Origin of the sequence: Streptomyces katrae (assembly GCF_000717655.1) — a bacterium.
GTDB lineage: Bacteria > Actinomycetota > Actinomycetes > Streptomycetales > Streptomycetaceae > Streptomyces > Streptomyces katrae_B.
This window is the reverse complement of record NZ_JNZY01000014.1, coordinates 1-12,555: the sequence shown is the minus strand read 5'-3', so window position 1 is coordinate 12,555 and position 12,555 is coordinate 1. Positions and strand designations below refer to the sequence as shown.

Genomic DNA, 12,555 nt, shown 5'->3' with positions numbered 1-12,555 from the left:
GTCCGCCTGGGCGACAATGGGGGGATGACCACGCTCCCTCCGCCGCTCGCGATCGGCCCGCACACCGTGCAGCCCCCCGTGGTGCTCGCCCCCATGGCCGGCATCACCAATGCCCCGTTCCGTACGCTCTGCCGCGAGTTCAGCGGCGGCAAGGGGCTGTTCGTGAGCGAGATGATCACGACCCGCGCCCTGGTCGAGCGCAACGAGAAGACCATGCAGCTGATCCACTTCGACGAGACCGAGAAGCCCCGCTCGATCCAGCTGTACGGAGTCGACCCGGCGACGGTCGGCAAGGCGGTCCGCATGATCGTCGAAGAGGACCGCGCCGACCACATCGACCTGAATTTCGGCTGCCCGGTCCCCAAGGTGACCCGCAAGGGCGGCGGCTCGGCCCTGCCGTACAAGCGGAACCTGTTGCGCGCGATCCTGCGCGAGGCCGTCGCGGGCGCCGGCGACCTGCCGGTCACCATGAAGATGCGCAAGGGCATCAATGACGACCACCTCACCTACCTGGACGCCGGCCGGATCGCCGTCGAGGAAGGCGTCACCGCCATCGCCCTGCACGGGCGCACCACCGCCCAGCATTACGGCGGCACCGCCGACTGGGACGCCATCGCGCGGCTCAAGGAGCACGTGCCGGAGATCCCCGTGCTCGGCAACGGCGACATCTGGTGCGCGGAGGACGCGCTGCGCATGGTCCGCGAGACCGGCTGTGACGGCGTGGTCGTCGGGCGGGGCTGCCTGGGGCGTCCGTGGCTGTTCAACGACCTGGTCGCGGCCTTCGAGGGGCGGCCCGAAGACTTCCACAAGCCGACGCTGCGCGAGGTCGCGGCGACCATGCACCGGCACGCCGAGCTGCTGGGGGAGTGGATCGGCGACGAGGCGCGCGGGGTGATCGACTTCCGTAAGCACGTGGCTTGGTACCTCAAGGGCTTCTCGGTGGGTTCCGAGATGCGGAAGAAGCTGGCCGTCACCTCTTCGCTGGCCGAGCTGGATGCTCATCTGAGCGAGCTCGACCTGGACCAGCCGTGGCCCGACAGCGCGGACGGTCCGCGCGGCCGGACGTCCGGAAACAACCGGGTTGTCCTGCCGGATGGCTGGCTGAAGGATCCCTATGACTGTGCCGGGGTGAGCGAGGACGCCGAACTGGACACGTCCGGAGGCTGAGAAACAGCTGACAAATTATGCCGTCGGCGGCGTGACATACGCCACGCATGGGTGGGGTTGCGCTCACATGAGCGCGAAAATCACGGGTAAGACTTCCAAAGGGTGGCACTGGGTGCCACCCTTTGTCTGTTCAAGACTTGAACGCAAATGTATCGATGATCGCTCATCCGAGCGGAAACAAGCCTCGAGAGGCCCTTGATCCTTCGGGAGGTGAACGCTCTTCGTAGGTTTTGGCTACTGCTCAGTTACTTTCGATCTGCTGGCGCACGAGTGGTTACAGCCGCATGACGACCAAGTGGACGTACCCAGAAGCCTTCGATCTGGGTATGTTCCTGGCCGTCAGGGCAGCCACCGAGTCCTCGAGGAGTCGAGACCCGTGTCGGAAAACAAAGATCAGAAGTTCGTCTACGACTTCACCGAGGGAAACCGCGACCTCAAGGACCTTCTCGGCGGCAAGGGGGCCAACCTCGCCGAGATGACCAACCTGGGTCTGCCGGTCCCTCCCGGCTTCACCATCACCACCGAGGCCTGCAAGGTCTACCTCGCCAGCGGTGAGGCCCCGGCCGCGCTGCGCGACGAGGTCAGCGCCCACCTGGCGGCCCTCGAGGCGAAGATGGGCAAGAAGCTCGGCCAGTCGGACGACCCGCTGCTGGTCTCCGTGCGCTCCGGTGCCAAGTTCTCCATGCCCGGCATGATGGACACGGTCCTCAACATCGGCCTCTCGGACGAGTCCGTCGCCGGCCTCGCCTCCCAGGCCGGCAACGAGCGCTTCGCGTGGGACTCGTACCGCCGCCTGATCCAGATGTTCGGCAAGACCGTCCTCGGCGTCGAGGGCGAGCTCTTCGAGGAAGCCCTCGACGAGGCCAAGGCCGCCAAGAAGGTCACCGTCGACACCGACCTCGACGCCGCCGACCTGAAGAAGCTGGTCACCCGCTTCAAGAAGATCGTCGCCAAGCAGGCCGGCCGCGAGTTCCCGCAGGACGCCCGCGAGCAGCTGGACCTCGCCGTCGAGGCGGTCTTCAACTCGTGGAACACCGACCGCGCCAAGCTCTACCGCCGCCAGGAGCGCATCCCGAGCGACCTGGGCACCGCGGTCAACATCTGCTCCATGGTCTTCGGCAACCTCGGCCCCGACTCCGGCACCGGCGTCGCGTTCACCCGCGACCCCGCCAGCGGCCACGCCGGCGTGTACGGCGACTACCTGCAGAACGCCCAGGGCGAGGACGTCGTCGCGGGTATCCGCAACACCGTCCCGCTGGCGGACCTGGAGTCGATCGACAAGACGTCGTACGACCAGCTCATGACGATCATGACGACGCTGGAGACCCACTACAAGGATCTCTGCGACATCGAGTTCACCATCGAGCGCGGCCAGCTGTGGATGCTCCAGACCCGCGTCGGCAAGCGCACCGCCGGCGCCGCCTTCCGCATCGCCACCCAGCTCGTGGACCAGGGCCTCATCGACGAGGCCGAGGCCCTCCAGCGCGTCAACGGCGCCCAGCTCGCGCAGCTGATGTTCCCCCGCTTCGACGAAGGCGCCAAGACCACGCTGCTGGGCCGCGGCATCGCCGCCTCCCCGGGCGCGGCCGTCGGCAAGGCCGTCTTCGACTCCTACACGGCCGTCAAGTGGTCCCGCTCGGGCGAGAAGGTCATCCTGATCCGCCGCGAGACCAACCCCGACGACCTGGACGGCATGATCGCCTCCGAGGGCATCCTGACCTCGCGCGGCGGCAAGACCTCGCACGCGGCGGTCGTCGCCCGCGGCATGGGCAAGACCTGCGTCTGCGGCGCCGAGGACCTCGAGGTCGACACCAAGCGCCGCCGCATGACGGTCGGCGGAACGGTCGTCGAAGAGGGCGACGTCGTCTCCATCGACGGCTCCACCGGCAAGGTCTACCTCGGTGAGGTACCCGTCGTACCGTCCCCGGTCGTCGAGTACTTCGAGGGCCGCATGCACGCCGGCGCCGACGACGCCGACGAGCTGGTCGCCGCCGTGCACCGGATCATGGCGTACGCGGACCGCGTCCGCCGGCTGCGGGTGCGCGCCAACGCCGACAACGCCGAGGACGCCCTGCGCGCCCGCCGCTTCGGCGCCCAGGGCATCGGCCTGTGCCGCACCGAGCACATGTTCCTCGGCGAGCGCCGCGAGCTGGTCGAGCACCTGATCCTCGCGGACACGGACAAGGAGCGCGAGGAGGCACTGAGTGCCCTCCTGCCGCTGCAGAAGAAGGACTTCGTCGAGCTGTTCGAGGCGATGGACGGCCTGCCCGTCACCGTCCGCCTCCTCGACCCGCCGCTGCACGAGTTCCTGCCCGACATCACCGAGCTGTCGGTGCGCGTCGCCCTCGCCGAGGCCCGCAAGGACGCCAACGAGAACGACCTGCGCCTGCTCCAGGCCGTGCACAAGCTGCACGAGCAGAACCCGATGCTGGGTCTGCGCGGTGTCCGCCTCGGCCTGGTCATCCCCGGCCTGTTCGCCATGCAGGTCCGGGCGATCGCCGAGGCCGCGGCCGAGCGCAAGAACGCCAAGGGCGACCCGCGCGCCGAGATCATGGTCCCGCTCGTCGGCACCGTCCAGGAGCTGGAGATCGTCCGCGAGGAGGCCGACGCGGTCATCGCCGAGGTCGAGGCCGCGACCGGCACCAGCCTCAAGCTGACCATCGGCACGATGATCGAGCTGCCCCGCGCCGCCCTCACGGCCGGGCAGATCGCCGAGGCCGCGCAGTTCTTCTCCTTCGGTACGAACGACCTGACCCAGACGGTGTGGGGCTTCTCCCGCGACGACGTCGAGGCCAGCTTCTTCACCGCGTACCTGGAGAAGGGCATCTTCGGGGTCTCGCCGTTCGAGACCATCGACAAGGACGGCGTCGGCTCGCTGGTCCGCAGCGCGGTCCAGGCCGGCCGGGCGACCCGCCCCGACCTCAAGCTCGGCGTCTGCGGCGAGCACGGCGGCGACCCGGAGTCCGTCCACTTCTTCCACGAGGTGGGTCTCGACTACGTCTCCTGCTCGCCCTTCCGGATTCCGGTGGCGCGCCTGGAGGCCGGCCGTGCGGCCGCCGAGGCGAAGGGCAGCGACAGCCGCTGACCCCTCCACGGCCCTGACAGGGCCCGCTGACTGCGCGTCCGCCCCCGGGTTCCCTGACCCCCGAGGGCGGACGCGCCCATTTTTTGTTGTTCAACAAATCTTTACGCCAGCAGGCGGTGGACGGATCCCCACCCGTCCACCGCCTGCTGTCAATCTGCCAGGCACGTCGGCGCTTCCCGGTGCGACCGACCGCCAGGCCCCGCAAAGCCCCCCACGGCCTTCGCGGAGCGTTTCGGTCGCACCGGAGTGTGCCTGGCGGAGTACAGGATTTCGGTTGTCACGCCCCCGCCGAAAGGGGTTTCAACTGTGGCCGAAAGGGCGTGGTGACGTCGTGTGACGGCGTGCATACTCATAGGGCGGGGGGATTGCGGTTGCACAGGTGGGGGTTCGGTGCTGCGTATCCATTTCACTGGAGTGGACCTGGCACGCGTACGGATGGCAGGGCGTCCCGATGCGTTGTGGGAAACGATTCTGAGTTTTCACCGCTTAAGAGACCGGCGCGATGCCCGGCTCTTCGGTGAATGGCGTACCGAAACCCGGAGCAGGTTGAATAGTGAAACACGTTTGCTTGGTGCGCTCATACCGAGTCGCGGGTATTTTCCCGATTTCCTGACCCCTGTGGAGGGGCAGTACGGGTGGGACGTGGGACTCGACGCCCTGCGCGGGATCCGCCCCGAGCGGATGCGGCGCGAGCTGGCGCTGTTGGGCGCGGGTACGGGCGTGGGGGCCGCGTTCGGCATGCCCTCGGCCGTGAGCGGAGGCGCCGACGCGCTGGTTCCGCGGCGGCTGCGGGACTTCATGGACGGCGGCACCAAGCACCTGCCGAGGCTGCTGGGTGAGCTGCGCGGCTACCACCGGGCGGCCGTGGAGCCGTACTGGACGCACATCCAGGCCCAGATCGAGGCCGAGCGGGCCGCGCGCGGCCGGGCCCTGCTCGACGGCGGCGCCGACGAGCTGCTGGCCTCCCTGCCGCCGATGCTGCGCTGGCGGGCTCCGGTGCTGGAGTGTGACTACCCCGTGGACCGGGACGTACGGCTGCGGGGGCGCGGGCTGCTGCTCCAGCCGTCGTTCTTCTGCCGGAAGACCGCGGTGACCCTGCACGACCCGGAGCTGCCCCCGGTGCTGGTCTACCCGGCCGCCGCGCAGCTGGCGTCGGCGCCGACCGGTGGCGAATCGATTCGGCCCCTGGAGGAGCAGCGCCAGCGCACGCTGGGCAAACTCGTCGGGCACACCCGCTCGGTGGTGCTGCGGGCCATCGGCGACGGCGCCACCACCAGCGAGCTGGCCCGCCGGGCCGGCGTCTCGCTGGCCTCCGCGAGCCAGCACGCGTGCGTGATGCGCGAGGCGGGCCTGGTCACCACCCTGCGCCGGGGCAACGCCGTCCTGCACACGGTGACCCCGCTGGGCGCCGCGCTCCTCAAGGGCGGCGCGGTGGCCTCGTAGCCGGCCACGCCCCGGACCGCGGAAGGCGGTCCGGGGCCCCGGGGGACCGCCGTCGTCAGACCCGGAAGGGCCCGGTCACCTCGTACGTGATGCCGTCGGAGGAGCTGCCCGTCGTACCGCGCTGGCTCGAGAAGTACAGCCGGGTGCCGTCGGGCGAGAAGGCCGGGCCGGTGATCTCCGAGGAGGACTGGCCCGTGATGCGCAGGAACGGGGCGACCACGTCGTCCGGGGTGATGACGCAGATCTCCATGTCACCGCCGTCCTCGGCCACGTACAGGTCCCCGTACGAGGACCCGGTGACGTTGTCAACGCCCGTCAGCGGGGCCGCGCCGCCGGGCACGAGCGAGTCGTCGTAGGCCAGTTCGTACGTGCCGCTCACCAGGTCGACCTGCCAGACCCGGTTGTCGCCCTTGGTGGTGAACCACACCGAGTCGCCGGCGTAGTGGCAGCCCTCGCCGCCGTTGAAGTGCTTGGCGCCGGAGACCTGGGTGCGGGTCGTGGTCGGCGAGCCGTCCGGGTCGGGCACGTTCGCCCAGGTGAACGAGCCGGAGGTGGCGGAGCCGGCCACGAGCACCTGGAGCGTTCCGGAGGACAGGTTGCCCCAGGTCGTGGGCAGGAAGCGGTAGAAGCAGCCGTTGGTCTCGTCCTCGGTCAGGTAGATCGCCTGGCGCACCGGGTCGGCGGCCGCCGCCTCGTGCTTGAAGCGGCCCAGCGCCGGACGCTGCACGGCCGCGTTCACGCCGTACGGGTCGGTCTCGTAGACGTAGCCCAGGCTGACCTCTTCGCAGGACAGCCAGGTGTTCCACGGGGTCTTGCCGCCCGCGCAGTTCTGCCGGGTGCCGGAGAGGATCCGGTAGGCGCCGGTGACCGCCCCGGTGGCACCGAACTTCACCGCGCTCGCGCCGCCGGACGGGTTGATCTCGGAGTTGGAGACGTAGATCCAGCCGGTGCCGTCCGCGAAACAGGCACCGCCGTCGGGGGCGCTGTGCCACTTGTAGCTCGTGGGACCGACGTTCTGGCCGGACCGGGCGATCACCCGGCTGCTGAAGCCGGCCGGCAGCCGGATCCCGTTCGCGTCGGCCGCACCGAGGGCCCCGTAGGGCCCGGTGCCGGGCTGGGCGGGCGCCGCATAAGCGGCTCCGTGCGTCAGCGTGCCGCCGAAGGCGGCGGCCGAGGAGCCGATCACGGCGCCGCGCAGGAAGGTACGACGTTCCACGGTCACTCCTGTGGGAGGAGGGGCTCCGCATCCGGTCGGACGCGGAGTCGCACGCGCAGAGGACTCTAGGAGCGCCGCATTGCCGCAGCCTCAACGCGGCGTGACGCGGGGGCGACCGGTTCGCGTGTGATCCGCACGATGTTTCGATCCGCACGATGTGACGAACCGCGGGACTTTCTGCCCTTGAGGGACGCCGCTTCGGCGAGGATGGTGAAGCAATGAACCAGTTCGCCGCGGACAACGACATATCCGGCCGCGCCGACCTCGCCGTCGTGCTGCGCCGCTTCTACACCGCCGCCTTCGCCGACCGGCGCATCGGGCCGTTCTTCACCGAGATCGCCGGGACGGACCTCGAGGTCCACCTGTCCCGGATCACCGACTTCTGGGAGCGGGCCCTGTTCCGCACGGCCGACTACGGGCGCGACGCGTTCGCCCCGCACGCCACCCTGCACGCGGCGCGGGCGCTGACCGCCGAGGACTTCGGGCGCTGGGTGCAGCTGTGGCACGCGACCGTCGACGGCCTGCACCGGGGGCCGAACGCGGAGCGGGCGAAGGCCACGGGCGAGCGGATCGCGCTGGCCCTGCACCGGAGGCTGGCCGGACCGGATCCCGCGCTGCTCCGCAGGGAGGATGCCTGCGGGTTTGTACCGCTGGCCGCGCTGGAGCTCCGCTCCACTGCCTGACCTGCGCAGACGGGCCTCGGCCGGCGGCTCCGCGGAGATCCTCGGAAAAATTTTCGCGGGAGCGATGAGTTTTCGCGCCGCCCCCGGTCCACCTCTCGAAAGCACACCACGCGAGAGAAAGAGGAACCGAGATGCCCACCATGATCTTCGTCAACCTGCCGGTCAAGGACATCGATGCCGCCAAGGCGTTCTGGGGCAAGCTCGGCTACTCCTTCAACCCCCGGTTCAGCGACGAGTCGACCGGCTGCCTCGTCATCAGCGACACCATCTTCGCGATGCTGATGACCGAGGCCCGGTTCAAGGACTTCGCCACCAAGGAGGTGGCGGACGCCACCAAGACCACCGAGGTCATGCTCGCCCTGAGCGCGGACAGCCGGGAGAAGGTCGACGAGGTGGTCGACGCCGCCCTCGCCGCGGGCGGCACCGAACCCCGCCCGGCCCAGGACCTCGGCTTCATGTACGGCCGCGCCTTCGAGGACCTGGAGGGTCACGTCTGGGAGTACGTCTGGATGGACCCGGCGGCCGTCCAGGGCTGACGGCCCCCGGCCACGCCCCCGCTACGCCACCGCGACGGAGGTCACGGCGGTCCGCACCGGATAGGTCCGGACCGCCGCCTCCTCGTCGTCCAGGCAGCGCCCCGTGGCGAGGTCGAAGCGCTGCTTGAGCAGCGGCGAGGCCACGAACGGCTTGCCGTCGATGCAGCCGACCAGCCCCCGCGAGAGCACGGCCGCCCCGGTGAACGGATCCCGGTTGTCGATGGCGTACATGCCGCCCGAGCGGCCGATGAACACCGCGGCCTGGCTCCCGTCGGGCAGCAGGACCGCCACCCCCCGCCCGGGGGTCAGGTCGGACAGCTCGCACACCGTCAGCCAGCCTTCGGCCACGTGCAGTTCCACGGTCATCGGGTGCCTCCCACGGCCTCCAGCGGCCGGATGTTGAGAATGGTCAGGTCGGGCTTGACCTGGTCGCGTTCGGGGACGAACTTCACGGTCGGGTCGGGGGCGCCGGGCGCGTTGACGAAGGACACGAACCGGCGCAGCCGCTCCGGGTCCTGGAGCGTCTGCGCCCACTCGTCGCGGTAGTGCGACACGTGGTCGGCCATCAGCGACTCCAGCTCCGCGCACAGCCCGAGCGAGTCGTGGACGACCACGTCCCGCAGGTGGTCCAGGCCGCCCTCCAGCCGGTCCAGCCAGGTCGAGGTGCGCTCCAGCCGGTCCGCCGTGCGGATGTAGAACATCAGGAACCGGTCGATGAGCCGGACCAGTTCGGTGTCGGACAGGTCCTGGGCCAGCAGGTCCGCGTGGCGCGGGGTGGCCCCGCCGTTCCCGCCGACGTACAAGTTCCAGCCATTCGCCGTCGCGATCACCCCGAAGTCCTTGCTCTGCGCCTCCGCACACTCGCGCGCGCAGCCGGACACCGCCGACTTGAGCTTGTGCGGCGCGCGCAGGCCCCGGTAGCGCAGCTCCAGGTCGATGGCCATCCGCACGCTGTCCTGGACCCCGTACCGGCACCAGGTCTGGCCGACGCAGGACTTCACCGTGCGCAGCGCCTTCCCGTACGCGTGGCCGGACTCGAACCCGGCCTCGACGAGGCGGGCCCAGATCCGCGGGAGCTGGTCGACGCTGGCGCCGAAGAGGTCGATGCGCTGGCCGCCGGTGATCTTCGTGTAGAGCCCGAAGTCGCGGGCGACCTCGCCGATCACGATGAGCTTGTCGGGGGTGATCTCACCGCCGGGGATGCGCGGGACGACCGAGTACGAGCCGTTGCGCTGGAGGTTCGCGAGGAAGTGGTCGTTGGTGTCCTGGAGGGCGGCCTGCTCCCCGTCGAGGACGTAACCGCTCGCGCCGAGGGTGGGGGCGAGCGAGGCGATGATCGAGCCGACGGTCGGCTTGCAGACCTCGCAGCCGTCGCCGCCGCGGGCCGCCTCCCGGCCGTGGCCGTCGAGGAGCTGCTCGTACGAGGTCAGCCGACGGGTACGGACGATCTCGTAGAGCTCGGCGCGGGTGAAGGGGAAGCAGTCGCACAGCCCTTTGTCGGCGGGCGCGGGCAGCAGCTGGCCGATCACCTTGAGGCAGCTGCCGCAGCCGGTGCCCGCCTTGGTGCACTGCTTGACCTCGGGGAGCGTCGCGCAGGCGGTGATCGCCTTCTTGGTGACGTTGTGGCAGGAGCAGATCACCGCGGAGTCGGGGAGCGCCGACGGGCCGAGCGCGACGGGCGCGCCGAGCCCGGCGGGCAGGACCAGCTGGTCGGGGCTGACGGGCGGGACGCTGCCGGTGAGCGGGCGCAGCAGGCCGTACGAGTCGGCGTCGCCGACCAGGACCCCGCCGAGCAGCACCCCGTCGGGGGAGACGACCAGCTTCTTGTAGACGCCGGAGCGGGAGTCGGAGTAGACGACGTCGAGGCTGCCCTGGGTGGCGCCGTGGGCGTCGCCGAAGGAGGCCACGTCCACGCCGAGCAGCTTGAGCTTGGTGGAGAGGTCGGCTCCGGTGAACTCCTTCTCGCGGCCCAGCAGGTCCTCGGCGGCGGTCTCGGCCATCTCGTAGCCGGGGGCGACCAGTCCGTAGACGCGGCCGTCGGTGGCCAGTGCGCACTCGCCGATCGCGTAGACGCGCGGGTCGGAGGTGCGGCAGCGGGCGTCGACGCCGATGCCGCCGCGCTCGCCGACGGTCAGGCCCGCGTCGCGGGCGAGCTGGTCGCGGGGGCGGACCCCGGCGGAGAAGACGACGAGGTCGGTGTCGACGGTGGAGCCGTCGGAGAGCCGCATTCCGCTGACGTGGCCGTCCTCTCCGGTGACGACCTCCTGGGTGCCGACGCCGGTGTGGACCGTCAGCCCCATCGACTCGATGGTGCGCAGCAGGGCCGCGCCGCCGCCGTCGTCGACCTGGACGGGCATCAGGCGCGGGGCGAACTCCACGATGCGGGTGCTGAGACCGAGGCCCTGGAGGGCGCCGGCCGCCTCGAGCCCGAGGAGGCCGCCGCCGACGACGGCTCCGCTGGTACGGGTCTTCGCGTACTCCTCGATCGCGAGCAGGTCCTCGATGGTGCGGTAGACGAAGCAGCCGGGGGCGTCCTTGCCCGGTACGGGCGGCACGAAGGGGTAGCTGCCGGTCGCCAGGACGAGCACGTCGTACGGGAACACCTGCCCGGAGCGGGAGGTGACCGTACGGGCGTCGCGGTCGATGGACTCGGCGGGGTCGCCGAGGTGCAGCTCGATCCCGTGCTCCTCCATGAACCCGGCGGGGGTGAGGGAGAGGTCCTCGGCGGTGCTTCCGGAGAAGTACGAGGTGAGGTGCACGCGGTCGTAGGCGGGCCGGGGCTCCTCGCAGAGCACGGTGATCCGGTGCGTGGCGGTGGCCCCGCGCTCGGCGAGTGCCTCGAGGTAGCGCTGGCCGACCATGCCGTGGCCGATGAGCACGATGGCGGGAGTGGGCGTGGGCGTGGCTGCGGCCATGATCAGGAGCCTCCGTCGTCGGTGAGCAGGTGGAACAGGTCGGTCAGGTCCTCCTCGTCCTCCCAGCTGCGGGCGAGGGCGCCCACGCTGGAGAGTTCGCCGAGGAGGACGCCGCCGACGAGGCGGTCGCCGCGGACGACGACCTTCCGGTAGGTCCGGCGGGTGGCGTCGGCGAGGCGGACCACGTCGTCGCCGGGGAGCGGGGTGGTCTCGCCGAAGGCGGCGAGATCGAGGGGGCCCGAGCCGGTGCCTCCGGCGGTGGTGAGGGTGAGGCGGGTGAGGGCGCGGGTTCCGGTGTATGCCGGGGCGGCGAGGGCGGTACCGGTGGTGCCGGTGAGGTACGCGGCGAGGGCGTCGGCCTGCTCCAGCGCGGGCCCCGCGAGGCCGTACACCCGGCCGGCGTGCTCGGCGCAGTCGCCGATGGCGTGGATGCGCGGGTCGCTGGTGCGGAGCCCGTCGTCCACGACGATCCCGGTGCGCACCTCGAGGCCGGCGGCGAGCGCGAGCCCGGTCCGGGGCCGCACACCGCAGGCGAGCACGACGACATCGGCGTCGAGCCGGTACCCGTCGGCGAACTCGACCCCGGTGACCTGCCGGCGGCCGGTGTCCTGCGTCGTCGTCAGGCCGCGGACCCGGCATTCCGTGTGGATCTCGATGCCGAGGGCGGTCAGGTGGGTGTGCAGCAGCGCCGAGGCGTCGGCGTCGAGCTGGCGTTCCATCAGCCGTTCGCCCTGCTGGGCCAGGACCACCTGGGCTCCGCGTTCGGCCAGGGCGCGAGCCGCGGAGACGCCGAGGAGGCCGCCGCCGATCACCACCGCGCGCACGCCTTCCCGTACGGCCACGGCAGCCGACAGCGCCAGGCAGTCGTCCATGGTGCGGAACGCGTGGACCCCGTCGGGCAGTTCCCGCCCCTCCGGTTCGAACAGCCCGCGCAGCGGCGGGAGGACCGCGTTGGAGCCCGTGGCCAGGACCAGCGTGTCGTACCGCTCGGTGCTGCCGTCGTCGCAGTGGACCGTCCGGTCGGCGCGGTCGATGCGGACCGCCCGGACACCGCGCCGCAGCACCGGCCCGGGGGCCGGGAGGGCGGTCACCTCCGGTGCGTACCGGCCCGCCAGCACGTCCGCCAGCAGGACCCGGTTGTACGGGACGTGCGACTCCTCGCCGAGGACCGTCACCTCCGGACCCACCGCGGCACCACCGGCACCGGCACCGGCATCCGCACCCGCGCCCAGCCGCGCAGCGAGCCGCAGGCCCGCGAGGCCGCCGCCGATCACCACCACACGCTGCTGCTCCGATGTCATGGCATGAGCGTGCGCGGCCGCTGTTTCCCCGCCGCATCGCCTCTGTTACCCGGTGGGAACGCGCACCTCAGCGCCCGGGCTAAGGGTCGGTGAGGCGTCCCTCAAGGGCGGCTTAAGGCAGCGGTAAGCAGGGCCTCAGGAAGGGGGCCTGCGGAGCCCTTCCACCCCAAGGCCTCTGGCTCCCCACCGTCCAGGTCAGTCCAGGAGAA

At 70.9% G+C, this 12,555-nt stretch carries 9 protein-coding genes; 5 read left to right on the top strand and 4 right to left on the bottom strand.

From position 1 onward, the window contains the following. Nucleotides 1-24: 24 nt before the first annotated feature. The 3 genes from dusB (at nucleotide 25) to IF09_RS0118660 (ending at nucleotide 5,695) form a co-directional block, all read left to right on the top strand. Nucleotides 25-1,167, top strand: coding sequence for a tRNA dihydrouridine synthase DusB (gene dusB / locus IF09_RS0118670; RefSeq protein WP_030297116.1), 1,143 nt, complete (start codon nucleotides 25-27; stop codon nucleotides 1,165-1,167). Nucleotides 1,168-1,543: 376 nt separating this feature from the next. Further along, a complete protein-coding gene (gene ppdK, locus IF09_RS0118665; RefSeq protein ID WP_030297115.1) occupies nucleotides 1,544-4,252 on the top strand; it encodes a pyruvate, phosphate dikinase in 2,709 nt (902 codons plus the stop codon). 390 nt (nucleotides 4,253-4,642) lie between these two features. Continuing rightward, a complete protein-coding gene (locus IF09_RS0118660) occupies nucleotides 4,643-5,695 on the top strand; it encodes an ArsR/SmtB family transcription factor (protein WP_030297114.1) in 1,053 nt (350 codons plus the stop codon). A 55-nt stretch (nucleotides 5,696-5,750) separates the two neighbouring features. Here the strand turns inward: IF09_RS0118660 and IF09_RS0118655 are convergent, their stop codons facing one another. Then, nucleotides 5,751-6,911 (bottom strand): alkaline phosphatase PhoX, encoded by a 1,161-nt coding sequence (locus tag IF09_RS0118655; protein ID WP_030297112.1) that lies wholly within the window; start codon nucleotides 6,909-6,911, stop codon nucleotides 5,751-5,753. 218 nt (nucleotides 6,912-7,129) lie between these two features. Here IF09_RS0118655 and IF09_RS0118650 point away from each other — a divergent pair, with 218 nt between their 5' ends. Further along, nucleotides 7,130-7,594 carry a group III truncated hemoglobin gene (locus tag IF09_RS0118650; RefSeq protein ID WP_030297110.1) on the top strand — a complete coding sequence of 155 codons (465 nt, stop codon included), beginning with the start codon at nucleotides 7,130-7,132 and terminating at the stop codon, nucleotides 7,592-7,594. Between the two features lie 131 nt (nucleotides 7,595-7,725). Continuing rightward, nucleotides 7,726-8,130: a VOC family protein gene (locus IF09_RS0118645; RefSeq protein ID WP_030297108.1), complete on the top strand. Its 405-nt coding sequence runs from the start codon at nucleotides 7,726-7,728 to the stop codon at nucleotides 8,128-8,130. Nucleotides 8,131-8,151: 21 nt separating this feature from the next. Here IF09_RS0118645 and nirD read toward each other — a convergent pair whose 3' ends face one another. The 3 genes from nirD to IF09_RS0118630 are packed head-to-tail and all read right to left on the bottom strand — an operon-like array spanning nucleotide 8,152 to nucleotide 12,346. Beyond that, entirely contained in the window at nucleotides 8,152-8,496 is a 345-nt protein-coding gene (gene nirD / locus IF09_RS0118640; RefSeq protein WP_030297106.1) for a nitrite reductase small subunit NirD, read from the bottom strand. Next, entirely contained in the window at nucleotides 8,493-11,045 is a 2,553-nt protein-coding gene (gene nirB / locus IF09_RS0118635; protein ID WP_030297104.1) for a nitrite reductase large subunit NirB, read from the bottom strand. Before nirB ends, nirD begins: the two co-directional genes overlap by 4 nt. Before the next feature lie 2 nt (nucleotides 11,046-11,047). After that, on the bottom strand, nucleotides 11,048-12,346 hold the full coding sequence (locus IF09_RS0118630; protein ID WP_030297103.1) for an NAD(P)/FAD-dependent oxidoreductase: 1,299 nt from the start codon (nucleotides 12,344-12,346) through the stop codon (nucleotides 11,048-11,050). Nucleotides 12,347-12,555 lie beyond the last annotated feature (209 nt).

What these genes read in the sequence shown, in the direction of transcription:
- dusB (WP_030297116.1), top strand. Translation starts at nt 25, where the DNA reads ATGACCACGCTCCCTCCGCCGCTCGCGATCGGCCCGCACACCGTGCAG.
- IF09_RS0118650 (WP_030297110.1), top strand. Translation starts at nt 7,130, where the DNA reads ATGAACCAGTTCGCCGCGGACAACGACATATCCGGCCGCGCCGACCTC.
- IF09_RS0118645 (WP_030297108.1), top strand. Translation starts at nt 7,726, where the DNA reads ATGCCCACCATGATCTTCGTCAACCTGCCGGTCAAGGACATCGATGCC.
- nirD (WP_030297106.1), bottom strand. Translation starts at nt 8,496, where the DNA reads ATGACCGTGGAACTGCACGTGGCCGAAGGCTGGCTGACGGTGTGCGAG.
- nirB (WP_030297104.1), bottom strand. Translation starts at nt 11,045, where the DNA reads ATGGCCGCAGCCACGCCCACGCCCACTCCCGCCATCGTGCTCATCGGC.
- IF09_RS0118630 (WP_030297103.1), bottom strand. Translation starts at nt 12,346, where the DNA reads ATGACATCGGAGCAGCAGCGTGTGGTGGTGATCGGCGGCGGCCTCGCG.